We start from the raw sequence: 26,460 nt of genomic DNA, 5'->3' as shown, positions 1-26,460 counted from the left end.
AGGATATTACTTTTTGGAATTTTTTTACTAAGGCTATTTTATAATATTGATATTGAAAGTTTAATTTTTTTACTCAAAAATCTTTTCCACGAAAACTATCTATAACTACACCACCAAGAAGTCGAGTTAGATTAATCCAACTTGGATCTAATGCAAATTCTGTCATATGTTTTGTAAGATGATCATATGCTTTTTGATTCGTTCTCAAAATATGACCTAAAGACATAAAATGATCTACAAGTATTGACTTTTTTACATTTTCAAAACAATAGATATTACCGAAATTTCCATTGCCAGAAACTAATTTTTCGCCATCTTCATTTCCTCCCCAAGTAAGAAAAGGCGTTAAGAAAATTAAAACAGGATTCGCGTTTACAGCAATGCTCCCATATTTTAAATCTAGCAAAGTTTTCAATAAAGCTTCTTGATGTTCTTTTTTTGTTTCTTTGTCAATCAAAATCATACAAGTCAGCGTTCCATGTAGTTTTGTATTGCAAAATTTTGTAGCTGTTTCTAAAAATATATTTACATCATCTGGGACATCTAAAACAACTTCATTCATGATTTGACAAAAAGCTTCTGTTTTTACAGCATAACTATCATGTGCAACATTTTCTATAAATATAAATTCTGAGCTTTCGCAATCACATTCAGGTTCACAATTACAATCAGCTTTTAAAATTTCAGAATCTGGATGTTCTTCCAAAAATTGCTCTTTTATTTTATCCGAATTTGGATAATAGGTCCCAGAAGCTGGAGTGTTTTTAGTAATTGCTTCTTTTAAAGTTTGTAAGAAAATAGCGCGTTGTTTCCATTTTTTAGAAGTAATAATTGTTTGTGGACGACCACACAAAGCACCTCCATTTAATTTTGCAGCAGTTGCAATATGATTTGCATGATGTTCCATTTCTTTTTTAGTCCAATCTCTTATTCCAGGAACAACAATTAACGGATTATTTCCTCCACATTCCGAAATTAGATGTGTTTCTGTAGCTCTAGAAATGATGTTTGCATTTTCGTAACCACCCGTAAAATATATTTTAGAAAGACCTTCTAATTGTGTCATGTTTTTACCTTCGCCAAAATCACAGAAAGCAATTGCTTTTTTTTGAATCAAAGGAGCAAAAACTTTGCGCCAAATTTTATCTGTTTTTTTGTTTAACTCATGTGATTTGAAGATTACAACCGAATTTTCAAGATATAAAGCTTTGATAATTTCCAGTGTGGAACTATAATTTCCGGCTCCAAGAATTGCAATAATTCCAGCTTTTTTTTCTAAAGGATTTATTTGTCTTGGTTTTCCTTCAATGTGAAGATGAAAAGTTTGTGTATTCGCTAAAAGTTTTTCTTTGATATCGAGAGGATGAACTTCCACATCATAAAAAGTATCATTGATTTGATGTATATTTTCAGGAGCAGGCATTTTTCCTTTAGACAAAGATTCGTAGAGGTGTACGCAAGCATTGATAATTGTAGCAAGTGGATAGACAATTCCAGCCAAACATTCTGGAACTCGATAATATGCTCCTTTTGCAAAATTATTTTTGTTTTCGAGTTCTAATTGCCCTAATTCGTCTGCATGTTTTTTTAAATTATCCTTGATTTCTTCTAGTAAATACAAACGTTCATATACCGAAGTTTCGCTCCATTTTTTTGCATCTACATACTCAAAAGCTTCTTTTGCTGTCATTCTTCCGAAATTTAAAATCTTCGTTTCTTAAATTTCGGAAAAAAACAGCTTAAAAACTAATTCGTTTTATTGATATTCTTTCATTTTGTTTCTTAAATATTTTAAATATATGTAGGGAGTAAGTTGAAAAATAAACTAGATTTGCGTAAATAAATAATAAAAAATCATGAAAAAATATTTTTTAACATTACTAGTTTGTTTAATAGCAAGTGTTGCTAACAGTCAAGAGTCTGGGAATTATTTTTTAGTTGTTGATAATGATACTATTCCAGTTTCTTTAGGAGAAGAGTTTAAATTTAAACCAAAAAGAGGAAAAGAAGTTTCTATGAAATTGATTCAGCCAAATGAATTAACTTTTTCAGATTCGATGATTTCTTTTAAATATCCAAAAAACGGATCTGTGTCTGTTACAGATATAGGTAGTGGAATTCAACAATTAATGTTTGCAACCGCTACAGGAACAGGATATATGGTTCAAGAATATACAACGATGGATCCTTCGAGTTTAGTTCGTTTTATGTTGATGGAAATAACAAAAGAAAGTTTGAATTATGGTTATACTAAAACTGAAAAACCATTTAAAAAAGAATTAGCAGACGGAACTATTATTGAAGGAATAGAAGCAGTCATGGAGTATAGAGGAGAAGTAGAGACATTTATTGTGGCTTCTTACGGGAAAAACAATAGTGGTCTTATGATTATGACAATGCAAATGAATGAAGGTGAAAAAGAAAGAGAAGTTATTGATCTTTTTTTAAATACATTGAAAATCAAGATATAAGTAATATTTAAATAATAATTACAATAATTTAAAAAGCATAGATATATTAACTATGCTTTTTTTTATAAAAAAAATATGAAAATAAAATTATACCTTGGACTAATTCTTCTTTGTACTATAATTCTTGGATTTTATTATTATGAGAATTATAAACAAGAAAAACACTTTCAAAAAAATAATTATGAGTTTGAATTAAAACCACTTTCAGAGGTGTTTTTGAAAAAAGGATCTTATGCATTTTATGTAAAATTAAACAATAATGATTCTTTTCTTGATGATCATATTTATCTAGAAAATAAAATAGCATCCGAAAAGAAATTAATTGTTCTTGAAGAAAAGAATACAGGATTTGGTGGGATTACTATGGAATCCATTTTATCTGGAGATTTTCAATATGTTTATAAAGGAGAACTGGAACTTGAGAATGATGAAAAATTTTTGTTAGAAACAAAAATTACAAATCCAGAAATCAAAGCTGTTAGTTTTATAAATAAAGAAAAGCTTTTTAATCCAGATGATATGAAGGATATTTCTTTGCCATCATCTATTTTAGAACTACTGTTTTATTATTCAGAATGGATTCTATATCCTATTATTTTATTTAGTCTAATCCGTATTTTAATTATCATAAGAAAATAAAAATAACCCCCATGTTTCTATATTTTAAATACAAAAAAGTAAAAATTTATACAGAAGAAAATAAACAAATAGCTTGTCCGAATTGTAATGAAAAAGGAGGAATGTTATTTAAAGTTTATAAAAAAATCTTCTCCATTTTTTGGATTCCGACTTTCCCTTTAGGAAAAATTGGAAAAGCAGAATGTTTGTATTGTCAATCGGAGTTTAAGAAAAGTAAAATGTCTCCAGAATTAATTCATGGTTATGAGTTAGTAAAAGACAAGAAAAATATAAAAGCTACAGATTTTAGTGGATTAATAATTCTATGTGGTTTTATTTCTATGGTATTTTTAATGGATGATGGTAGTTATGAAGAAAAAGAAAAATTATACTTAGAAGCTCCAAAAAAAGGAGATTTGTATAGTTATAAAATAAACGATAAACATCGATATTCTTATTTAAAAGTAGAAAGGGTAAGCGAGGATTCTATTTTTGTGATACCAAATTCAAAATATTCTTCTAGAATTATGAAAATGAGAAGGATAAATAAAGCTGAAAATTATAATCCGAATTTGAAATATGGAATTTCTAAAGATGAGGTATATAAGATGTATCAGGAGGATAAAATCTTTCAGATTTCAAGAAAAAGTGGAGAGGAATAATCTATAAAGATTCAGGAGGTTTTATATTAAAAGAACTTCAAAGTGAATATTTTGTTATCAAGTGTAAAAGATATTTACTATTTAGAATAATAACACTATATTTGCGCCATTATTTAAATACAATAAGATTTAAGAAAAATGGCAACAAATAGAACATTTACGATGCTTAAGCCTGATTCATTAGAAAAAGGACACACTGGAGCAATTTTAGAAAAAATCTCTTCTGCAGGATTCAAGATTGTAGCGATGAAACAAACGCAAATGACTACAGCAGATGCTGAAGCTTTCTATGCAATTCACAAAGAGCGTCCATTCTTTGGAGAGTTAGTTGAGTACATGACTAGAGGACCAATCGTTGCAGCGATCTTAGAAAAAGAAAATGCTGTTGAAGATTTTAGAGCTTTAATTGGAGCTACAAACCCAGAAGAAGCTGCTGAAGGAACTATCCGTAAACTGTATGCTGCTTCTATCGGAGAGAATGCTGTACACGGATCTGATAGCGACGAGAACGCTGCTATCGAAGGAGCATTCCACTTCTCAGGAAGAGAAATTTTCTCATTATAATATTAAGGAGAAACAAACATATAAGAAAAATCCATCATTAATTTGATGGATTTTTTTTGTTTGGAATCCATTTTTCTTGCATATCAAAGCTAACTAAGAATACTTTTACATTCATCTTTCCTTCAAATTCTTGCTTGATTTCCTGATACCATTTAAAAGATTGCTCATTGATACTTTCAGGAACTTCCGTGAACCAATTAATGATTACATAAGCATCGTAATTTGCATTTGCAGTTTTATTTTCAGTATAAAGAGGAGAAATTATTTTCGTCCAATTTTCTAGAGAATCAGAAGAATCCGTCTCACTTTTATTGACGTCATTAATGTCTGAAATAATATTAAAACACTCTGATAAATTTGCTCTGTTGATTACTCTTTCTTTGTTTTTATTGAAAAAATAAATTTCAGGAAAATTAAATTTATCTTCTTTTATAAGTTTATTCATCACTTCAAAACTTGCTAAAGTATACAAATCTGTATTTTGATAATTTACATTGCGTTTGTCTAAATAAGTTTTTAAAGATTCTGGTGTTTGTGGATCTGGTTTTTCAATGTTAATTTCTTTTACACCACCACAAGAAAAAATAAATAAAGAGATAAAAAGTAATAAGGTAATTTTTTTCATGTTAATTCGTTAAATTTAAAGCAAAATATTAGCAAAAATTATACCTATTTATGATTATGAAAAAGTATCTGTTTTTATTGTTTGTCTTGTGTTCTTTAGGAGTTTTTTCTCAAAAAATGAGAATACAAAATTTGTATAGTAATCCTCAAAAAGATTTTAGCTTAGTTTATGCTGTTGGAAATTATATAAAACTTTCTTTAGATGGTTACAAATGTGAGGAATTATTAGTTAAATCTGAAAATGCTGAAATAAAATCGAATGAAAATTGTCAACTGGTACTTATACCAAAACAAAAAGATTTTATCACTTTGAAGTTTTATAAAAATGAGCAGAATCAAGAGGTTTTTATTACTGAAGAAAAAATAAAAGTAAGAGAAAATGTGGAAATGACACCTATTCTAGAGTATCGTCATCAGGTGTATAAATCAAAAATTTCCTTAAAAGATTTTTACCCTAAACATTCTAAAATTTCATTTACTACTACAGATCTAGGTTGTTTAGATTTTAATCGAGATTCTTTTGTGAAAAAGTACAATATATTAATACAAAAAAAAGATGGAAAATTAATTTCTTTTGAGAATATCGGAGCAAAAATTATTCCTGAAGCTATTAATGAAATGAAAGATTTGGAAGTAGGAGATAGAATGGTATTTCACAATATTATTTTTTTATATGGCGATAAATCTAAAACTATAAAAGTACAACCATTAGAATTTGAAATTATAAATTAACTCTATGAAAAAATTACTTTCAATCATCAATTTTATAATATTTCTTTTTTTATCCTTGATTCATTTTTTTTGGTTAACAGGAAGTACGCTTTGGTTAGAATATGCTATTCCTACAAATGAGAACTACGAAAAACTCTTAGCTCCAACCAATTTTGACACTTTATTTGTTGGATTGATGTTGTTGTTTTTTGCCATTATATATTTGTGGAAATTTCAAGGAAAAGAAATTCAAAACAAAGTAATCAAATTCTTTTATTGGTTTGTTCCGATTATTTTTATTATTCGCTCTATTGGAGATTTTAAATATTTAGGATTTTTTAAAACAGTGACAAATACATCTTTTGCAAAAGCAGATTCTTTTCTTTTTGCACCACTATGTTTGTTTTTAGGAATTTCAGGTTTGATAATTGTTTTAAATAAAAGAAAATATGCGAAATAAATTAATTCTGATTTCCGGGATTGTATTTCTTTATTTATTAAGTTGTTCGAATAAAACTGAAGAAATAAAGAATTTGACTGACTGTAAAAATACTCAAGAATTATTGATTGTTTCAGATACAATTCCAAAAGTAAAACTAGATTTTTCGCAAACAAAAGATTCTATTTATAAAAATATTGAAAGGAATTTTGGTCGTGCTATTTGTTCTGAAAATGTTTTTTTTCAAATAAAATCTAGAAAGGAGTTTATAACAGCAAATTTGTTTCAAAATTGTAAAAAATCATTAGCGCATTCTAGTTTTAATACGATTAATCTTAGTAATAAAGATGAGGTTTTAGTTAATGAAAGTTTTTATAATTCGATAGATTCTATTCCGAATTGGTTTCCTAAATATTATGAAAATAATTTAAATATACATTCTTCAAAATTCTCTTTAGAATGGGAAGATGATATAAAACTAGAAACGATTGAAAAAACAATTTCCTATTTAAAAAATGGCTATTTAGAGTTTATTGAAGATTATGTGAAAAGACATTTTCCGGTTTCTCTTTGTGATTTAAATGAAAATGAACTTTCTAAAATAAAAGAACAATTTCCATTTTATATTAGGTTTGAAGATTTAGCAAGTTTTAAGAAAAAAACACTTCAAGATTATAAACTTTCAGAGGATAAAAATAAAAGCTATAAAACAGTAAAAATAGAAATAAGAAAAGAAAGAACATCTCTGAAAAATCAAAATTTAGATAGTATTTCAAATCAATTTCAAAAAGTACTTTTAAATCGAATTTTTCCATTTTGGGAAGGAACTCCTTGGTCTTTTGAAGGACATACTTCTGTTCCGAATGAAGGAGAAATTGCTTGTGGATATTTTGTTTCTACAACACTTCGAGATCTTGGTTTAAATTTAAACAGATATAAATTGGCGCAACTTTCTCCAGAAAATGAATCAAAAAATCTGGCGATAGAAACAAAAGTTATTGAAATAGAAGCTGATGATACACAGTCTAAAATTGATAAAATCCAGAAAGCCTTACCTGTTGGAATTCATTTTATTGGATTTGATACTGGGCATGTAGGTTTTATTTTAAAAGAAAATGAATCGCAACTTTTTTTAATTCATTCTAATTATTTGGATGGAAATGGAGTAGGAATCGAAAATGTTTGGGATTCTGAAGTTTTTGATGCTTTTTCAAAATTTTATTTTGTTGAGCTGAGTTCAAACGAAAAACTTTTGCAGTATTGGGTAGAAGGGAAGGAGATATTGATAGATAAGATGTGAAAAACAGAATTCTTAAAAAGAAAATATTTTTAATAAAAAATTTTGAAAACCTTTAGAATAACTACTTTTTTGGGATTAAAAGAAAGTTAATCGAATTGATAAATTAGTAATTGTTGCTAATTGTTTTTACCTTGAAAACATGATGAAAAACTACACTTTTTTAATTTAAATAGTTTGGTTATGAAGTATGCGGTCATCATTTGTTTTCTTTTTGTTTTTTCAAGTTTCACTCCAATAGAAAATCAAAAAGAAGAAGTTAAGAAAGTCGAAAATGTCGGTTTTGTTAACTGTAAAGAAGGAAATAATGCTGTTTGGTCCAAAGTTTTTGGAGATAAAGCGACAGAAAATTTATTTGTTCAACAATGTTTAAACGAAGGACGTAATCCAGTAGTTGTTTATGTCAATTAAAAATTCAATTTTATAAAAAAAAATCCAGAGATTAAACTCTGGATTTTTTAAGAATAGTTGATTTGATTGTGACTGCTTAAAGCATTTATTTAATAATTAATTTTTCTGTTTTAAACTTTTTGTTTTTTGCTATAACATTTACATAATATACTCCTTTTGAAATACCATCTAAATCAACTTTATGATCTGTTTTTAGTTTTTGTTTTAATACAATTTTTCCTGTCATATCATAAATGAAAATATTTTCAACTTCTAAATCTGATTGGATTAAAATATAATCATTAGCAGGATTTGGGAATATGTTGATTTTTGAAATACTTTCATCAGTTATAGATAAGTCAGTTACTACATTTAGAATAAATTCACAAGTGTTTTGATTTCCGAAGCTATCTTCAATTGTGAATGAAATAGTGTGTGCACCAATTTCTAATTCAGTTGTTGCTTCAGGAGATTGAGTTACGATTTCTTCACCACAACCATTTAAAATATTTAATTCAGAAGTAAAATCTTCTAAAGTGTAAGTAGTATTTTCATCTACTAAAATATTTTTTGTTTCAGGACAAGTAATTTCTGGTGCCTCAGTGTCTATTATTTCAAAATCAAAATTGAAGCTAGACGTGTTTCCTTTTTCATCTGTAAAAGAAATTTCTATAGTTGTTGTTTCAGTGATGATAGTACCTGGACTAGGGTTTTGAGAAATGATTATTTCAGAACTACAATTATCAGATTCTTCAAAATCCATAATATTTGTAAAGTCTTCTAGTACTGTTTCACAATTTGTTACTAAATCAAATGTTGAATTTAAAATACTATGCTCAAAAGTTGGAGCTTCGGTGTCTTCAATATAAATTGTTTGTGTAGCCGTAGAAATATTTCCACTTTCATCTTCGAAACTCCAAGTTATAATGTGTATTCCTTGCGTATCAAAAATTAAATCATCTTGATTATGTGTTACAGTTACAAGATCACTACAAAAATCAACAGCAGAAGGTATTGTTGTAATTTCAACTTCACATTGTGCGTAAACATCTTCAATTACTGGCGCATTTGGACCATCAATATCCTCTATAATTACGTTTTGTATTGTTGTAGTTATATTACCATTTTCATCTTGAAAAGACCAGTTAATAGTATATTCTCCTACTTGATTAAATACTAAATTATCTTCTGTTGTTCCAATAATTTCACCAGAACAATTGTCATTTGTTGATGGATAAGGAATTTCAAAAGCACAATTTCCAGTAAGAGTTTCTAATTCTGGAACTTCTGGAGCTACATTGTCTTCAATGTTTACTTGTTGTGTTGCTTGTACAGTTTCACCATTACCATTATCAAAAGTCCAAGTAATTATTCCAGATTGGTTAAATTCTAAAGAATCTTCTGTAGTTGCTGTAATAGTTCCGAAACAATCAGTATCTAAAGTAGGATGTTCAGTAACAGTTAATGAACAATCCGCTTGTAAATCTGCTAGAGTTGGCGCAACCATTTCTTCAACATTAATAATTACTTGCTGAGTAGCTTGTACAGTTTCACCATTACCATTATCAAAAGTCCAAGTAATTGTTCCAGATTGGTTAAATTCTAAAGAATCTTCTGTAGTTGCTGTAATAGTTCCGAAACAATCAGTATCTAAAGTAGGATGTTCAGTAACAGTTAATGAACAATCCGCTTGTAAATCTGCTAGAGTTGGCGCAACCATTTCTTCAACATTAATAATTACTTGCTGAGTAGCTTGTACAGTTTCACCATTACCATTATCAAAAGTCCAAGTAATTGTTCCAGATTGGTTAAATTCTAAAGAATCTTCTGTAGTTGCTGTAATAGTTCCGAAACAATCAGTATCTAAAGTAGGATGTTCAATAACAGTTAATGAACAATCCGCTTGTAAATCTGCTAGAGTTGGCGCAACCATTTCTTCAACATTAATAATTACTTGTTGTGTTGCTTGTACAGTTTCACCATTACCATTGTCAAAAGTCCAAGTAATTGTTCCAGATTGGTTAAATTCTAAAGAATCTTCTGTAGTTGCTGTAATAGTTCCGAAACAATCAGTATCTAAAGTAGGATGTTCAGTAACAGTTAATGAACAATCCGCTTGTAAATCTGCTAGAGTTGGCGCAACCATTTCTTCAACATTAATAATTACTTGCTGAGTAGCTTGTACAGTTTCACCATTACCATTATCAAAAGTCCAAGTAATTATTCCAGATTGGTTAAATTCTAAAGAATCTTCTGTAGTTGCTGTAATAGTTCCGAAACAATCAGTATCTAAAGTAGGATGTTCAATAACAGTTAATGAACAATCCGCTTGTAAATCTGCTAGAGTTGGCGCAACCATTTCTTCAATATTAATAATTACTTGCTGAGTAGCTTGTGTAGAGTTTCCATTGTCATCAGTAAAAATCCAATTAATAGATCCAGATTCGTTAAATTCTAAAGTATCATCTGTAGTTGCAGTTATTGTTCCACTACAATCATCTAAAGTTGTTGGAATATCTGTCACAGTGATTGAACAATCAGCAATAATATCAGATAAAGTTATAGTAGAAGGAGCTGTAGTATCAGTTAAAATAATTTTTTGAATGATTTCTATAATATTACCGTTGCTTTCTTCAAAATTCCATTGAATTTCATTTTCTCCTAACATTGAGAAACTAGTACTATTAGTTGTAGTTCCTGTTAATTCTTCACCTAATAATGTAGTAATAGTGGGAGGTGTAGTATATTCATAAGTACATTCTGATGTAATATCTTCTAAAGTATATTCATGAGGAGGAATTTCAGTAGTATTTTTAAACACTTCGATTTTACCTACACGTGAATAATTTCCACCAGGCTGTTGTTCCCAATCATAACCAGTAATAATTATATCATTTTGAAAATTTCCATCAAAATCTGCAATATGTAGGAAGTTGGCATTGCTCACATAATCAAGTTGAACATTTGGAGCGTTATAGTATTTACCATTAATTTTTGTGTAAAACTCATTAATTGCATATTGATATCCATTTGAAGGAGTTACATAGTAACCCATAAAAAGAATCTCCAAATTACCGTTATTGTTAAAATCACCAACTTCAATTTTTGCTTTACTATCACTAATAGAACTATCTTGATTTAGAGAAAAATTTCCATTTCCATCATTTTCATATAAAAATAATTTTGAAACATTTTCATCAGATAAAGCAGTAATAATAAGATCATCTGATTCTTCACCAACTAAATTTCCAATAGCAATATTCGCTTCTTTGATGGTTGTAAATTCGATATTAAAAGATGTTTCTGAAAAAGTTTCATCACCATTATTTATGTATAATTTTATATCAATATCTCCATCATTATTAGTTTTTCCTTTCATTAAAATATCAATATCATTATCACCATCAAAGTCACTAAATTCGAAATCACTATCAAAGACATTCATAAGATTTGTATTCATTATCTCTGAATAATTTCCACTTCCATCATTTCTATAGATTTTTGTAGTAAATACGTCGTAATTTTGTTTACCAGAAAGCATAATATCTAAATCTTCATCTCCATCAATATCTATAAATTTAACAGTACCAGAATAGATATCTTGAAAAGGTGTTCCTGTTACTTCAGAGAAATTTCCATTTCCATCATTTTGATAAAGAATTGTATTTCCACTACTTCCACCTAAACCAGTTATGATCAAATCTTGATCGTCATCGCCATCATAATCACCAAATGAAGAACTAGATAATCTTAAATTAGTAATAGATGAGGTTGTTTCTGTAAAATTAGCATTTCCATCATTTAAATATATTTTAGAATGACTTTGCCAGTTTTCATCATTTCCAGAAATAAATAAATCTAAATCATTATCACCATCAATATCTGCTGAACTTATGGTATTTTCATATAAACCAATAAGGTTATTATCTTCAACTTTTTCTAAAACAATATCTAATTGAGCTTCCATAGAACTAGAAATATTATCTACGCTCAAAGAGGCTTTTCCATCTGTTGCTTCCCAGAAATTATATGTAACATCATTACCATCATCTCCATTTAAAGCAAATTTTGTAATTTGATAATCAAAAGTAAACCACTCTTCATCTGTCAGAGGAGTGTCTGTAAGAACTACAGTTAAAATTCTAAATTCTTTTTGAGAGTTTTCATAATTTGGAATTCGAGCGCCATTTTCATTTGCAACAGAAATTCCATTATGAGTTGTTTTGTTTGATGAAGTAAACGATACTTTTTGAGTGTTTGCATCATAAGAAACATTTGATAAATCATTAAAAACATCAAAATCTTCTACTTCTGAAGCTGAAATTAATCCCATTAAATACAATTCTAAATTCGAATACTTAACTGAGTTTCCTCCATTTGCATTTTCACCAAAAGAATCAACAGAATAATTATTATTTCCATTATCAACTAAAGTGCTTTGTTCAAAACCACCTAATTGACCACTGCTGTTTCCTCCCGTAAATCCCCAGTGACCAGGGAAAGAAGTTTCAATAACAAAATTACCCCAATTATGCATTAATTCGTGAAGAGCAGGCCCAGAAAGAATTCCATTTTTTTTAGCAAATTGAATTACACCCTGAAGTTTACCATTTGATCCATATTCAGAAGAATCATCAAAAATTGATTTTCCTAAACCTTCAATATCATTTGAAACATCACGGAATTTTCCAGAATAACCAATGTTTTCAGGAGCTGTTTGTTCATTTAAAACAAAAAAGATAAAATCAAATTCATCATCAAATTCTTGATAAAGTTCTTGAGTAATTTCTTGAAGCTTTGCATTATTGTAAGAAAATTGATCTTCAGATTTCCAAGCTTCATAATCTGAAGAAGACATTTGTAAGGAAGCCACCCTATTATTTGGGTGTACTTCAATAGTATTTTGCGCTTTCATGTTGTATGCAAATAATACTATAAGTGTGAGGATGATATTTTTCATTATAATAAATGTGAAAATTTTAGCAAAAATAATTTATTGTGCTTTTTTATTTTGAAAAATATACTTCTATTTGGTTAAAATATTGAAAAACACTCAATGAGTACTCAAAATATTGCTGTTTAAGGTTTTGAATTAATAGTTGATTTGTGAATATGATTTTAAATTGTAAGTAATCTATTTTTTTAAAATGGGGATTTAATAAATAAAAAAAGCTGAATTCAATTAAGAATTCAGCTTTTTAAATGAAAGGAAAATATTATTAGTCTCCATCTGTATCATTAAATGTTACAGTAGTTTTTGTAGCAGCTGCCATATCAATTTTGACAACTAATAATAAATCTTTTATTTTTTGAACTAAAGTATTGATTTTTGTATCTCCATTTTCAATAGAAGAATTCAAAGAGCTAATGTCGTTTGCAGCAGTGATACAAAGATCAAACTTGTTCTTAATATCACTTGATAATTCACCTTCGTTTAAGATGTTTAAATAATTATCAAAAGCTAAGAAAAGTTGTTTTGTAGCCTCCAATTCCTTTTGGATAATTTCTATGGAATAATCGCTATAAGGACTTTCTGCTTCTTCTAATCCTTGAAAAGGTTTTTCTAATTTTTTTACTTTAATAATCTCTAAAGCAGTAATCATATTATTGATAACCTGACTTTGCATACTTGTTACACCAGTACCTTTATCTCCAATAAAATCGGCTTTAAAAAACATCCATTTATTTTTAATTTCCGTGAACGTATTTTTTAGCTCTAAAATAGTTTCTTTTAAGAAAGTAACTCTTCTTTCCGCTTTTTCTGCTGTTGTAAAATCAGAAATTAAAGCAGTATTATCTTCACTAAAAAGAAGGTATTCTAAAGAAGTAAAACCTTTAGCATTTGAACCTAAACTTTTAATTAAAGCATTGTCAATAGTTTCAGTACCTAAGATTTTTTCTTCAATGATAGAATGATTTACTGGAGCAAAATGCACATTATAATAAGTTACAGTAAGTCCTAACTGTGTAATATTATAAACTTCTAATTGCTTCCAATCTGCAATTGCATTTTTCCATTCAGCTTGTAAAGATTCTAAGTTTTGAACCGTTCTATTTTCTATAAATGTATTTGCTGAAACTTCTAATTTATTGATTTCTACTTCTACTTCTTCAACAAGAGTGGAAATGTTATTTTCATAAATATTAGTCAATAAAATAGCTCTTTCATTAGTCAATAATGTTTCTTGAGAAACAGAATCATCTTCACTACAGCTGATAGCTAGGGTTAAAGCAAATAAACTAAAAAATGCTATAAATGTTTTAGAGATATGTTTAAGTTTCATTTTATAATGAATTGATAAATTTTAATACTTGTTCTCTTTCTTCTTCTGTAAAGTTCATGAATTCTTGCTTCGAATTTTCAGCTTCTCCACCATGCCATAAAATAGCTTCTTCGATGTTTCTAGCTCTACCATCGTGCAATAAATTCGTGTGCCCGTTTACAGTTTCAATTAAACCAATTCCCCAAAGAGGTTGCGTACGCCATTCGTTTCCTGTAGCATCAAAATCTGGTCTATTATCTGCTAAATCGTCTCCCATATCGTGTAATAATAAATCTGTATAAGGACGAATCGTTTGATTTGATAATGCAGCGATAGAATGATTTCCAGTTTCAAATTTCGCAGTATGACAAGCTGTACAGTTTGCTGTTTTGAATAATTCTTTTCCAGCTAAAACATCTTGATCTTCCCAATTTCTTCTAGCAGGAACTGCCAAAGTACTTGAATAAATTACAGTTGAAATTAAATTTTCATCAGTAATTTCAGGACTTCCACCATTTGGAATATCATCACATTCTACATTTGGAGGACAGTTTTCATCTGGAAACAAATAAGAAGTAATTCCCATATCTCCATTATATGCTCCTGCAACTTGTTGTAATAAACTAGGTTGGTTCGACTTCCATCCAAATCGACCTAATTTTAAACTTTGACTTTCTACATCCCAAACTTGGTTAGCTTTTCCTGAAACTCCGTCTCCATCAGCATCTGTTAAATCAACATTTGCTAAAACATCTGCTTCTGGAATTGCCTCTAAAAGTCCAAGACCAATAATTTGATTTCCAACTCTTGGAGATAACATCACATTATCTGAAATTTCTCCTTGTGTTAAATTTGTAAGCGCATAAGTTGGTTTTCTTAAAGTAACACTTTTTCCATCAGGATAGGTCACTACTTTGTCAGTATAAGATATTTCAAAAGCTCCCTCAGTTTCTAAATGATGAATTGACTGATCTTGTAATTGACCACCATAATTTGGCTCCGCTAAAGGACCTCCGTGTGCATCAACACCAGGAATACTTAAACGAATTAATAAACCATGATTAATTTCTCCGTTTGCTAAAGGTGCTCTTCCTCGTCCGTCTTTAAAGTGACAAGTAGAACAAGCTTTTGCGTTGAATAATGGTCCAAGTCCGTCTCTAGCTGTTGTAGAAGCTGGTGCTGTTACCCAGTTTTGTTTGAATAAAGAGTTTCCAACAAAAAAATCAGCATCTAAATGTGAAGCTAAATTTGGAGCAGGCTTACTAAAAGCATCTAAAGATTCGTCAAAAATGGTAGTTTCACCACCTAATAATTCTTCACCAGGTTCTGCAGCGTACTGTGGTGAATTTGTATCATCATCTGAGCAACTTAAAAATGAAATAAGAGTAGTTAGTAGTAGTAGTTTTCCAGTTTTAAAAAAGTGTTGCATAATTGTTTATAAGGTTTGGTTTGATAGTTTATTTTAATCGGAAAAAGCCGTAATAAAAATTACGGCTCTTCCTCTGCAAATACTAATTAAAATATATATTATAGCTTGTAAGCAGCTTGCGCAGCAGTAAATTGATCTCCTAATGCTTTCAATTTATCGATTGCAGCTTGTACTTTTGCGTTTTCAGTTGGAGCTTCACTTGAAATAGCATAATCAAATGGGTTTGAAATTGCCTCCACTGCTGTATCAGTTTCAGAAATTAAAGTTTGGATTTCTGAAGCTAATGTAGGATTCTTTTGGTTTAATAAATCATATAAAGATCCACCGTTGATTCCTTCATAATTACCATAGAATACGTTTTTGATTCCTTGGTAGTTTAAAATAATATCATTGTGTGTGTTATCACTGAAACAAGAATGTTCATCTTCTTGATCGTGGTTTGTTAAAGCAACTTGCATACGCTCTCCTGCTAACTCAGATTTAGATAACTCAGCGATAGAAGCGATTACATTATCAATAGCTTTATCTTTATCCATAGCGATGAAAGTAGTTCTATAAGCTCCACCATCTTTCCACTCGTCTAACATTAATTGTAAGTGATCTACGATTAATTCAGCACAAATGTTTAAGTAAGCTCTTCTTCTAGTTTCTGTAGCTCCATCACCAACAAAATCAGTGTAAGCTCTTTGTCCAGGAATCTTCATTGATGGTGCAGTATCATCTTTACCCCATAATAAATACTCAATTGCGTGGTAACCAATACTAATGTTTGCTTCTCCACCAACTTCGTTTAATCCTTCTAAATAAGACTTACTTAAATCATCAGTAGTAGCGATAATATTATCGATATACTCCTCATCTAATGGCCAAGCATTTAATAATCCTTCTGGTCCATCTTCATCATCAATTGGTCCTTCAGCAAAACGGAAAGCTTCAGTTTGTCCGTAAGGTACACGAGAATCTAACCAAGCTTGCTTAGCAGTTTCTAAAGTAGCTTCTGATGGATTTGCTGTAAAAGCTTCTAAAGCAACTCTTAATTCTTTTGCTTTAGTATGAGAATCTGTGTAGTTTTTGAATACTACATCAGCGTAGTTTACTACTACTTCTTCTTGAGTTACTGTTTTTGAGCTATTGTCATCATCTGATGAACATCCAATTGCTGCTGTCATTAACATTGCAGCTAGAGAAACGCGAATGATATTTTTTTTCATGAATATTTTTATTAAGACTAATTCTAAATGAGCAGCAAATGTAAAATGATTCTAAATAAAAAACAATATTTATTTAGAATAATTTAAAATAAAGTAAAATAAAAATGGGAAACCGTTGAAGATTCCCCATTTTTTTATAAAGCGTTAAGTTTTTAACTTATTGAAATTTAATTATTTGAAATAACTAAAAGTTTCTCCAGCTTCAATTTTTTGAATCGTTTTAAAGATAAGTTTGATCACATTTTCTACATCTTCTTTACGAACCATTTCTACAGTAGTGTGCATGTAACGTAGTGCTAAAGAGATTAATGCAGAAGGAACTCCACCATTACTATAAGCAAAAGCATCCGTATCTGTTCCTGTAAATCTTGAAGAAGCTAATCTTTGGAAAGGAATATCATTTTCTTCCGCAGTTTCGATGATCAATTCACGTAAATTATTCTGAACTGCAGGAGCATAAGAAATAACAGGTCCGTTTCCAGATTTTGTTTCTCCTTCCACTTTTTTATCAATCATTGGCGTCGTAGTATCATGACAAACATCTGTTACAATTGCAACATTTGGCTTGATCGTTTGTGTGATCATTTCCGCTCCACGAAGACCGATTTCCTCTTGTACAGAGTTTGTGATGTATAATCCGAAAGGAAGTTTGATATTGTTTTCTTTTAAAAGACGAGCAACTTCTGCGATCATAAATCCACCAATTCTGTTGTCTAAAGCTCTACAAACAAAGTTATTATCGTTTAAAACAAAAAACTCATCCGGATATGTGATTACACAACCAACATGAACTCCTAAAGCTTCTACTTCTTCTTTTGAAGTACATCCTACATCCACAAAAATATTATCCAATTTTGGAGCTTCTTCTTTCGCACCACCTTTTCTTGTATGAATTGCTGGCCATCCGAAAATTCCTTTTACGATTCCTTTCTTTGTGTGAATATTTACTCTTTTTGATGGAGCAATTTGGTGATCACTTCCTCCGTTACGGATAACATAAATTAATCCTTCTGGAGTTATATAGTTTACATACCAAGAAATTTCATCCGAATGTCCTTCAATAACTACTTTAAAATCAGCTTCAGGATTGATAACTCCAACTGCAGTACCATAAGTATCCGTGATGAAAGTGTCCACGTATGGCTCTAAATATTCCATCCAGATTTTTTGTCCTTCACTTTCGTATCCTGTTGGAGAAGCGTTGTTTAAATATTTTTCTAAAAACGCTATAGATTTTTTATTCAATATAGATTCTGTACTCATATTTATTTTGTCATTTTCTACAAAAATAAGGAATGTTTTTGTGAAAATCTTTGTTTTGATTTTTTTGTTTTAAGAGCTATTATAAATAAATTATAAAATTAAAAATCGTTGTGAATAAAATTTGTTTTTGGTTTTAAAAACTATCTGATAAACACCATTTTTTAACTCAGAAACATTGATCGTTTTAGAAATAACATTTTCTTTAGACAAAATTTCTTTACCTAAATTGTCATAGATTTTAAAGCTTTCTACTTCTTCAGGTTTACTAATATTTAGAATATCTTTTACAGGATTTGGATAAAACATTACATCTTGTAAATCATAAGCTTCTATATCTAATTTTGCTTCTAAGTTTAAATAAAAATAACAAGAAGTAGCATTACCATAAGAATCCTCTACGATTAATTCAATTCCATGAGACCCAATTTCTAATTGTGTACCAGCTTGTGGAGTTTGCGTAATTGTATAATCAGAACATTCTTCAATTGGTAAAATATGAGAAGTATAATCTTGTAAAGTATAAGTTTGATCTTCTTCAATTTTAATTGTAATATCTTCTAAACAATTGAAAACAGGATCTGTATTATCAAAAGGCATCACTATAAAAGTATAAGAAGCCTCATTTCCCTCTTTGTCTGTAAAGAGAATCGCAACTTCTGTATCTTCAAAAATAATCGTATTTGGTGCAGGGGATTGTGAAATTATTATTTGTTCTTCCGAACTACAATTATCAGTTGCAGTCAACAGATTTAAAGCTAGATAATCAGTAAGAGCAAATTTACAATCATCAGTGTGATGTAATGCATGATCTGTTATAAATCCTTCAATAGTAGGTGGAGTTACATCATTTTCACAAGGATCATTTTCCTGAGAAAAAACATTTTTAGTAAAAAATAGAAGACAAATTATATAGATAGTTAGATGTAAGTTTTTCATAGTTTATTCAATTATTATTTGTTGTTGTATTTTTTTATTTTTTTCTTCGATAATAATTTGATATATACCTTTTTCTAGACTAGAGATGTCTACTTTTTCATTAAAATTAGATTTTTTGTTTAAAACAATTTTTCCTAACGAATCATAGATTTTAATTTCTTTTATGTTTTTAGAATCTTTTACAGAAAAATAATTTTTTGCAGGATTTGGGTAAATATGATTTTGGTTTAAAGTGAATTCTTCCGTAGAAAGTGTTTCAACAAAAGAAATATCAAATTCACATGTTACAGAGTTTTCAAAAGAATCTTCTACAGTAATTTCTATTGTTTGTGTTCCAAGTTCTACAACAGTTCCAGTAGGAGGATTTTGCGTAATAGTATAAGTAGAACAATCTTCCACATTTGTTATTTCAGTTGTATAATCTGCAAGAACTGTAGTTGACCCGTCGATATATTCTGTTTTATTTTCTAAACAATCAAAAATAGGTTCATCTTCATCTACTGCAAAAACCATAAAGGATTTTGAAGCTTTATTTCCAGCTTCATCTTCGAATGTTATAGATACTTCAGTATCCTCAGTAATTACTGTTCCAGGTTCAGGAGTTTGATAAACTTCTAATTCTTGACTACAATTATCTGTACCAATAAATATATTTAAGTTAATATAATTAGGAAGAGCTAAAGAACATTCGTCATTTAGTTTTAATGAATGATCAGCTATATAACCATCAACTACTGGTGGAGTTTCATCATTTTCACAAGGATCTGTTTCTTGTGCATAAAAATTTTGAGTAAAAGATAATGTTAATGATAAAGATGCAATTTTAAGTAAATGTACCATAATAGTTTTAATTTTTAACAAAATTACATGTTAAAATATTAAAATAAAATGATAAATGTTTATTTTTAATTGAACATATATCAATTAAACTGGTTAAAAAAGTTAATTAATTGTATTTAAAACAATTAAAGAAACGTTTGATGTAAAATTATTTTTAAACAAATAAAAAGAGAAGAATAGAAGTAGAGGAGAGTGAAAATAAAAAAGGATTAGATCAACTCTAATCCTTTTTTGTGTTTTTTAGTAAAATAACTGCTCAGGGTCAATAGAAAGTTGTTCTATAAAACGAACAGCATTTTGAATATCTTTATGCATCACTCTGTCATTTTCAACAACAGGAACTTCTTGACGGAACATTTGTATAAATGAATCTAAGAAATCCGATGATTTTAATGGTTCTCTAAATTTAAGAGCTTGAGAAGCGTTGAATAATTCGATTGCTAAAATAGTTTCTAAATTATCAACAATTCTTTTCAATTTTGTAGCTGCATTAGCTCCCATACTCACGTGATCTTCTTGCCCATTACTTGAAACAATACTATCAATAGAAGCAGGAACTGCTAATTGTTTGTTTTGACTTACGATACTTGCTGCAGTATATTGAGGAATCATAAATCCTGAGTTTAATCCAGGTTTTGAAACCAAGAAAGCAGGTAAACCTCTTAATCCTGAAACTAATTGGTAAGTTCTTCTTTCAGAAATATTTCCTAATTCTGCCATTGCTATTCCTAAGAAATCTAAAGCATAAGCTAAAGGCTGTCCGTGGAAGTTTCCTCCAGAAAGAATTCTATCTTCGTCTACAAAAATATTAGGGTTATCCGTTACAGAGTTGATTTCTGTAATGAAAGTTTTACTAGCGTAGTGTAATGTATCTTTACTAGCTCCGTGTACTTGTGGCATACAACGGAAAGCGTAAGGATCTTGAACGTGATCTTTTGGTTGTTGGATTAATTCACTTCCTTTTAAGAATTTACGAATTCTCTTCGCAGTTTTTAATTGTCCTTTGTGTGGTCTAATTAAGTGAATTACTTGTTCGAATGGAGAAGAAATTCCATCAAATCCTTCTAAAGAAACAGCTCCTACTAAATCTGCTAAATAAGATAATTTATAAGATTTTATTAAAGAATGGATTCCGTATGCACTCATAAACTGTGTTCCGTTTAATAATGCTAATCCTTCTTTAGATTTTAGAGTGATTTTTTTCCAGTTATTCGTTTGTAATAAAGCGTCACCAGACATTCTATTTCCACCACAAATAACTTCTCCTTTTCCAATAAGAGGTAAAGAAAGGTGTGCTAAAGGAGCTAAATCTCCAGAGGCTCCAAGAGAACCTTGTGTGTAAACAACAGGAATAATATTGTTGTTGTAAAATTCAATCAATCTTTCAACAGTTTCAAGTTGTACACCTGAATGTCCGTAACTGATAGATTGAATTTTTAAAAGTAGCATGATTTTCACGATTTCTGTAGGAACTTCTTCACCAGTTCCACAAGCGTGACTCATTACAATGTTTTCTTGTAGTTGATTTAACTCTTTGTCATTAATTTTTACATTACATAAAGAACCAAAACCAGTATTTATACCATAAATAGGCTCTTTTTGTGTAGCCATTTTTTGGTCTAAATAAGCTCTACATTTTAAAATTCTTTCTTTAGAATCATCTGATAGAGCAAGTTTTTTGTCTGAATAAATAATGTCGTAAATAGTTTCTAAATCTAGTTGATTAGAACTTATTAAATGAAAATCTTCCATGAACCTAATTTTGAGAACGCAAAATTCTGCATTCAAAACAAGATTTCCAAATATTTGAGCCTCTATCTACTTGTTAAAATAATGTTATATTTTTAAGATATGTATTTATAATAACAGTAATTAAAAATGAGAGTAGTCAAGGTTTATTAATTAAATCTGTTGATATATAGTTGATTAATGAAAATATGTTAAAGTTTTATTTGAAGATGAAATTTAATTTTTACTTTGAAAATTAAACTCACAGTTATTATATACATTTTTTTGTATAATTAATTTTATATTTGAGTAGTAAAAAACAAATCACAAATAAACTGATCATGAAAAAACTAACCGTTTTGATAGCAGCTTTTGCTGTTTTTGCATGTAGTAAGGAAACGAAAGATTATACAACGTTAAAAGGAAAGATTGAGAATAAAAACAGTGATACTATAGTTGTACGTGGAAAAGATTATGAAAAGAAGATTTTGCTTGATCAAGATGGAAGTTTCATGGATACTTTACATGTAAAATCAGCTGTTTATACTTTATTCGACGGAAAAGAAGCAACACTAATTTATTTAAAAGATGGATATGATGTTCAGGTAAATATTAATGCTAAAGACTTCGTCGAGTCTGTAAAATATACAGGAGAGGGAGCAAATGCAAATAATGTTTTAGCTGAAAAAATCAGAATTCAAAAAAAATATTTGAACGATGATTCAATATTTGATTTAAATAGAGATGATTTCGATAAAACAAAATCAAAAATTAATTCAGAATTATCAGCATTGATTGTTGATGGAGCTGGATTAGATAGTGCATTTATCGCTGATGAAAAGAAGAATAATGCGCAGTTAGGTAACTATTTAGAGGAGTTTTATAAACAAAAAGAACATTTCCGTTTAAAGTTTCCAAAAGGATCAGAATCTCCTCAGTTTGTAGATTATGAAGATTTTAAAGGAGGAAAAAAATCTTTAGAAGACTTCAAAGGAAAATATGTTTATATCGATATTTGGGCAACTTGGTGTGGACCTTGTATCAAAGAGATTCCTTCATTGAAAGAAGTAGAGAAGAAATATCATGATAAAAACATTACATTTTTAAGTATCTCAGTAGATTCTGAAAGAGATTATGAAAAATGGAAAAAAATGGTAGCAGATGAAAATCTTGGAGGAGTTCAGTTAATCGCAAATCCTTCAGATCAAAAATTCTTACAAGATTATATGGTAAGTTCTATCCCAAGATTCATTCTTTTAGATCCTGATGGAAATATAGTTTCAGCTGATGCACCAAGACCTTCAAGCGAAAAACTAATTGAAATATTTAAAAATCTAAATATTTAATAATATTGTCATACATTTGATGAGACTGTTTTGAACTCCAAAATAGTCTCATTTTATTTTAGAATTACTTTTTTAATATCATTATGAAAAAAATTTTACTTACAGGGTTGGTTTTATCTACATTGTTTGCATGTAATAAATCAAACGAAAAACACGATTATGTTCATTTAACAGGTAAGGTAGCTAACGCTTCAACTGATAAAATAACAATTACAGGAAGAAAGGGTTATAAAAAAGTTATCACAATCAAGGAAGGTGGAGCTTTTGACGATACGTTAAAAGTGAATGAGCCAGGATTCTTTACTATCATGGAGGCAAACAAAAAAATGCCTATTTATCTTGCCAATGGTGTAGATTTAGTAATGAATACAGATGAAAATAATTTCAATGATGGTGTAACTTTCTCTGGGCCAGGTTCTGTTTCAAATAATTATGTTGTAGAGAAAATTGCTTTAATGAAATCTAAAGAAGCAACACCACAAACTTTATTTAAATTAGAAAGAGCTGAGTTTGAAAAGACTTTTGCTTCTACTAAAAATAAAATGGAGGATATGCTTGAAAAAGCAAAAAAGAATGGTTTAGATTCACTTTTATATGCGCAAGAGAAAAAAGGTATTCAAATGTATTCTGATTATATTCAAAAGAATTATGACAGAAACCATTTAAATGCTACAAAACTTACAAAAGGAAAACCATCTCCAAAGTTTGAAAACTACGAAAACTATAAAGGAGGAACAGTTTCTCTAGATGATTTAAAAGGAAAATATGTGTATATCGATGTTTGGGCAACATGGTGTGGACCTTGTAAAAGAGAAATTCCTCATTTAAAAGATTTAGAAAAAGATTTCCACAACAAGAATATTGAGTTCGTAAGTATTTCTGTTGATAAGAAAAACAACCATGAAAAATGGAAAAACATGGTAAAATCAAAAGAGTTATCAGGATTACAGTTATTTGCGGATAATGATTTTAACTCAAAATTCATGAGAGAATACGGAATTAACTCTATCCCAAGATTTATTTTATTAGATCCAGAAGGAAATATTGTAGATTCTAATGCTCCAAGACCTTCTAACAAAAAGACAATCACAAAATTATTCCAAGATTTAGGAATTTAATTTTAGACATAAAAAAAAGCTCGCGATGAACTCGTGAGCTTTTTTAACTAACCAAAAAATTAACCAAATTAAATTACAGGTTTTCTAATAGTTTCAATATTTGAAGTATCATAACCTGCAAATTTTTTCATATATACATAAATAGAAGTTCCGTATGCATCTTTAAAGTTATTGCTTCCTCGACTTCTAAGATATTTCTTTACATTTCCAGCACCACCTAAGTGAGCTGCTGCTAAAATACCAGATTCTGTTACTTCAATTCCGTTGACTTTTTTACCAACCCATTGTTTTATTTCTTTTCTCAGAATCCATTTATTTACAGAACATAGTGCTATAAAAGCTTTTTCCTGTAGAACAGGATCGTTTAGGAATTTTTGAGTATCATTTATTTTGAAATGCTTTAAAGCAGTTTTTCCAAATTGATACTTTCCAACATATCCTAAAGAGTTCACCATATTATAATTCCCTCTAGATTCTTTAAAGGCAATTGCCTCTCTAAATCCGATGAAAGATTTTCCTAAATATGGAATTTCGATGAAGTTCTTAACTTCATCTTCACTAAGAACAGTTACCATTTTGGTTCCCGTTTCTTTTTCCTTAAATACTTTGTCGTTTAAATCCGAGTCCGTTATAAAAAATGCTGGTCTTCCATACATCATCGAAAAAAACAACAAAAACAGAACGTATAGTGTTTTTCTTCTCATAAATTTAGCATTAAATTAAACTTCTTACGTCGTTTATTTTATTGCGATGCAAACGTACGACATATTTTTAAATTAGCAATAAGTTTAAATATTTGAGGTTCTTTTTAAGGATTGCATAATAAAAATACGAAATATGTAATTATATTTCAATATCGAAAATGTTAATTTTAAATTTTAACGAAAAGAAGGCTAAAAAAATGTTAATGTGATTTTTCTAAAAATGTTAAAAAAATGTTAAATTTGATAAGAATCATAGTTTTTGTCTAAGATTCAGATAATCAGCTAAAAAATTACCTAATATTTTGTTTTCTTAACCAATTACGATATTTAGAAGCATTTCTAGAATGTTGTGCATTTGTTTTTGCAAAGTTATGCTTACCACTATAATCTGGTTTTGCACACATAAATAAATAATTATGCTTCTCATAATTTAAAACAGCTTCGATTGAAGAAATATCAGCCATTGTAATCGGACCTGGAGGAAGTCCTGAAATCATATAAGTATTGTATGGAGAATCGAATTCAATATGTTTAAAAAGAACTCTTTTAATTACAAGATCATCTCCATGATGTTTTTTGTAACCAAAGACAGCAGTAGGATCTGCCTCTAATCTCATTCCTTTTTGTAATCTATTTAAATAAAGACCAGCAACAACTGGTTTTTCAGATTTTGCTTTCGTTTCTTGTTGCACGATAGAAGCTAGAATAATTACTTCTTCTTTAGTTAAATTTAACGCTTTCGCTTTTTCCAGTTTTTCTTTTGTCCAATATTTATTATATTGTTGTAACATCTTTTTTCTGAAACCTTCTGGCGAAATATCCCACTTTACAAAATAAGTATTTGGAATATACATGCTTAAAGCATTTGTAGCATTAAAATCATTTTCAGTCAAAAATTTTACATCTTTCATAGAATGAAGAAGAGAAGTAGAATCAGCTTGTATTTGTTGTGAAATTCTTCCAGCTAATTTTTCTAAAGAATTTTGATTATTAAAAGTCAAACGGACTGCATCTTGATTTCCAATACGAAGTTTATTGATCAAATCATTAGAGCTAGTTCCTTTTTTAATAATATATCTTCCTGTTTTTATTTTTTTCGGATATCCTTTTAATTCAGAAACAAATGTAAAACTTGTCACATCATTTAAATGTGGTTTTATTTCTTCCACTAAAGTTTCGTAAGAAGTATTTTCTGTGATATAAAGTTCAAAATTTTCTTTGACGTTAGATTTGTAAACTTTTTGATACATTACAAATCCAAAAATTCCACCACCTATAATAAGAATTGCAATTACTGCAAGAATAACTTTCTTTAACATTTTTCTGAAATTAATTGAAATAATAATTCGTCCTTAAAATTATTATTTACAGAATAGATCCAATCTTTTTTGGTTCCTGTGTGTTTAAAATTACATTTTTCAAATAAGAAAATACTGTTTTGATTGTCCTCTGTGATATTGGCATAAAGTTGATGCAATTGTAAATAAGTAAAACTATAATTGATTACTAAATTCAAACTTTCTGTTGCAAAACCTTTATTTTGTTCTGACTGTACAATCATGATGCCAATTCCAGCTCTTTTATGAAAAGGATCAAAATCAAATAAATCAATAAATCCAATTGGCGCATCCGAATCATTTCGAGCAATTACCAAACGAAGTTGTTTTGCTTCATAAATATCCAGATGAGCATTTTCCAAATAATTTTTAAGAATAAACTTAGAAAAAGGAGTAATCGTATTACTAACTTCCCAGAAATCTTCGTCATTTTCTATTTTATGTAGAAAAATCAGATCTTCAGCTTCCAAAGCTCGTAAATGAATATGTTCTCCTTTTAAAACTTTCAT

At 29.1% G+C, this 26,460-nt stretch carries 23 protein-coding genes; 10 read left to right on the top strand and 13 right to left on the bottom strand.

Annotated elements, in window-relative coordinates; all coding sequences use genetic code 11:
- Positions 1 to 73 precede the first annotated feature (73 nt).
- Positions 74 to 1,690 carry an aldehyde dehydrogenase family protein gene (locus I0K12_RS19885; RefSeq protein WP_196889930.1) on the bottom strand — a complete coding sequence of 539 codons (1,617 nt, stop codon included), beginning with the start codon at positions 1,688 to 1,690 and terminating at the stop codon, positions 74 to 76.
- 166 nt (positions 1,691 to 1,856) lie between these two features.
- On the opposite strand from I0K12_RS19885, the gene I0K12_RS19880 reads away from it, so the two are divergent.
- From I0K12_RS19880 to I0K12_RS19865, 4 genes are all read left to right on the top strand, one after another.
- Positions 1,857 to 2,471, top strand: coding sequence for a hypothetical protein (locus I0K12_RS19880; RefSeq protein WP_196889929.1), 615 nt, complete (start codon positions 1,857 to 1,859; stop codon positions 2,469 to 2,471).
- A 75-nt stretch (positions 2,472 to 2,546) separates the two neighbouring features.
- Positions 2,547 to 3,110 carry a hypothetical protein gene (locus I0K12_RS19875; protein ID WP_196889928.1) on the top strand — a complete coding sequence of 188 codons (564 nt, stop codon included), beginning with the start codon at positions 2,547 to 2,549 and terminating at the stop codon, positions 3,108 to 3,110.
- 11 nt (positions 3,111 to 3,121) lie between these two features.
- Positions 3,122 to 3,751 carry a hypothetical protein gene (locus tag I0K12_RS19870; RefSeq protein ID WP_196889927.1) on the top strand — a complete coding sequence of 210 codons (630 nt, stop codon included), beginning with the start codon at positions 3,122 to 3,124 and terminating at the stop codon, positions 3,749 to 3,751.
- A gap of 138 nt (positions 3,752 to 3,889) precedes the next feature.
- The gene (locus I0K12_RS19865; protein ID WP_196889926.1) at positions 3,890 to 4,315 is read left to right on the top strand and encodes a nucleoside-diphosphate kinase; all 426 of its coding nucleotides are present in this window, start codon (positions 3,890 to 3,892) and stop codon (positions 4,313 to 4,315) included.
- Between the two features lie 37 nt (positions 4,316 to 4,352).
- Here the strand turns inward: I0K12_RS19865 and I0K12_RS19860 are convergent, their stop codons facing one another.
- Positions 4,353 to 4,940 (bottom strand): hypothetical protein, encoded by a 588-nt coding sequence (locus I0K12_RS19860; protein WP_196889925.1) that lies wholly within the window; start codon positions 4,938 to 4,940, stop codon positions 4,353 to 4,355.
- A gap of 116 nt (positions 4,941 to 5,056) precedes the next feature.
- Between I0K12_RS19860 and I0K12_RS19855 the strand changes: the two genes are divergently transcribed.
- The 4 genes from I0K12_RS19855 to I0K12_RS19840 all read left to right on the top strand — a co-directional run bounded on the left by I0K12_RS19855 (position 5,057) and on the right by I0K12_RS19840 (position 7,797).
- The gene (locus I0K12_RS19855; protein WP_196889924.1) at positions 5,057 to 5,671 is read left to right on the top strand and encodes a hypothetical protein; all 615 of its coding nucleotides are present in this window, start codon (positions 5,057 to 5,059) and stop codon (positions 5,669 to 5,671) included.
- Positions 5,672 to 5,675: 4 nt separating this feature from the next.
- Complete coding sequence (locus I0K12_RS19850; RefSeq protein ID WP_196889923.1) at positions 5,676 to 6,110, top strand: DUF3995 domain-containing protein; 435 nt, start codon at positions 5,676 to 5,678, stop codon at positions 6,108 to 6,110.
- Positions 6,100 to 7,389, top strand: coding sequence for a hypothetical protein (locus I0K12_RS19845; RefSeq protein ID WP_196889922.1), 1,290 nt, complete (start codon positions 6,100 to 6,102; stop codon positions 7,387 to 7,389). The genes I0K12_RS19850 and I0K12_RS19845 overlap by 11 nt, the downstream gene beginning before the upstream one ends.
- A gap of 180 nt (positions 7,390 to 7,569) precedes the next feature.
- Entirely contained in the window at positions 7,570 to 7,797 is a 228-nt protein-coding gene (locus tag I0K12_RS19840) for a hypothetical protein (protein WP_196889921.1), read from the top strand.
- 85 nt (positions 7,798 to 7,882) lie between these two features.
- Here I0K12_RS19840 and I0K12_RS19835 read toward each other — a convergent pair whose 3' ends face one another.
- From I0K12_RS19835 to hutH, 8 genes are all read right to left on the bottom strand, one after another.
- The gene (locus tag I0K12_RS19835; protein ID WP_196889920.1) at positions 7,883 to 12,736 is read right to left on the bottom strand and encodes an FG-GAP-like repeat-containing protein; all 4,854 of its coding nucleotides are present in this window, start codon (positions 12,734 to 12,736) and stop codon (positions 7,883 to 7,885) included.
- A 259-nt stretch (positions 12,737 to 12,995) separates the two neighbouring features.
- A complete protein-coding gene (locus I0K12_RS19830) occupies positions 12,996 to 14,060 on the bottom strand; it encodes an imelysin family protein (protein ID WP_196889919.1) in 1,065 nt (354 codons plus the stop codon).
- 1 nt (position 14,061) lies between these two features.
- Positions 14,062 to 15,468, bottom strand: a complete 1,407-nt coding sequence (locus tag I0K12_RS19825; RefSeq protein WP_196889918.1) for a di-heme oxidoredictase family protein — start codon at positions 15,466 to 15,468, stop codon at positions 14,062 to 14,064.
- A 98-nt stretch (positions 15,469 to 15,566) separates the two neighbouring features.
- Positions 15,567 to 16,679 carry an imelysin family protein gene (locus tag I0K12_RS19820; RefSeq protein WP_196889917.1) on the bottom strand — a complete coding sequence of 371 codons (1,113 nt, stop codon included), beginning with the start codon at positions 16,677 to 16,679 and terminating at the stop codon, positions 15,567 to 15,569.
- A gap of 171 nt (positions 16,680 to 16,850) precedes the next feature.
- Positions 16,851 to 17,942 carry a M42 family metallopeptidase gene (locus I0K12_RS19815; RefSeq protein ID WP_196889916.1) on the bottom strand — a complete coding sequence of 364 codons (1,092 nt, stop codon included), beginning with the start codon at positions 17,940 to 17,942 and terminating at the stop codon, positions 16,851 to 16,853.
- A 90-nt stretch (positions 17,943 to 18,032) separates the two neighbouring features.
- On the bottom strand, positions 18,033 to 18,878 hold the full coding sequence (locus tag I0K12_RS19810) for a T9SS type A sorting domain-containing protein (RefSeq protein ID WP_196889915.1): 846 nt from the start codon (positions 18,876 to 18,878) through the stop codon (positions 18,033 to 18,035).
- Positions 18,879 to 18,881: 3 nt separating this feature from the next.
- Entirely contained in the window at positions 18,882 to 19,718 is an 837-nt protein-coding gene (locus I0K12_RS19805; protein WP_196889914.1) for a T9SS type A sorting domain-containing protein, read from the bottom strand.
- Positions 19,719 to 19,958: 240 nt separating this feature from the next.
- The gene (gene hutH, locus I0K12_RS19800; RefSeq protein ID WP_196889913.1) at positions 19,959 to 21,470 is read right to left on the bottom strand and encodes a histidine ammonia-lyase; all 1,512 of its coding nucleotides are present in this window, start codon (positions 21,468 to 21,470) and stop codon (positions 19,959 to 19,961) included.
- 317 nt (positions 21,471 to 21,787) lie between these two features.
- On the opposite strand from hutH, the gene I0K12_RS19795 reads away from it, so the two are divergent.
- Positions 21,788 to 22,792, top strand: a complete 1,005-nt coding sequence (locus tag I0K12_RS19795; protein ID WP_196889912.1) for a TlpA family protein disulfide reductase — start codon at positions 21,788 to 21,790, stop codon at positions 22,790 to 22,792.
- Positions 22,793 to 22,875: 83 nt separating this feature from the next.
- Positions 22,876 to 23,910: a TlpA family protein disulfide reductase gene (locus I0K12_RS19790; RefSeq protein WP_196889911.1), complete on the top strand. Its 1,035-nt coding sequence runs from the start codon at positions 22,876 to 22,878 to the stop codon at positions 23,908 to 23,910.
- Positions 23,911 to 23,978: 68 nt separating this feature from the next.
- Here I0K12_RS19790 and I0K12_RS19785 read toward each other — a convergent pair whose 3' ends face one another.
- The 3 genes from I0K12_RS19785 to I0K12_RS19775 all read right to left on the bottom strand — a co-directional run bounded on the left by I0K12_RS19785 (position 23,979) and on the right by I0K12_RS19775 (position 26,460).
- Positions 23,979 to 24,614 carry a peptidoglycan-binding protein LysM gene (locus I0K12_RS19785; RefSeq protein WP_196889910.1) on the bottom strand — a complete coding sequence of 212 codons (636 nt, stop codon included), beginning with the start codon at positions 24,612 to 24,614 and terminating at the stop codon, positions 23,979 to 23,981.
- Positions 24,615 to 24,904: 290 nt separating this feature from the next.
- A complete protein-coding gene (gene mltG / locus I0K12_RS19780) occupies positions 24,905 to 25,933 on the bottom strand; it encodes an endolytic transglycosylase MltG (RefSeq protein WP_196889909.1) in 1,029 nt (342 codons plus the stop codon).
- Positions 25,927 to 26,460, bottom strand: coding sequence for a GNAT family N-acetyltransferase (locus I0K12_RS19775; protein WP_196889908.1), 534 nt, complete (start codon positions 26,458 to 26,460; stop codon positions 25,927 to 25,929). Before I0K12_RS19775 ends, mltG begins: the two co-directional genes overlap by 7 nt.

Origin of the sequence: Aureivirga sp. CE67, from assembly GCF_015767245.1 — a bacterium.
Lineage (GTDB): Bacteria > Bacteroidota > Bacteroidia > Flavobacteriales > Flavobacteriaceae > Aureivirga.
This window is presented reverse-complemented; position numbering and strand designations above follow the sequence as displayed.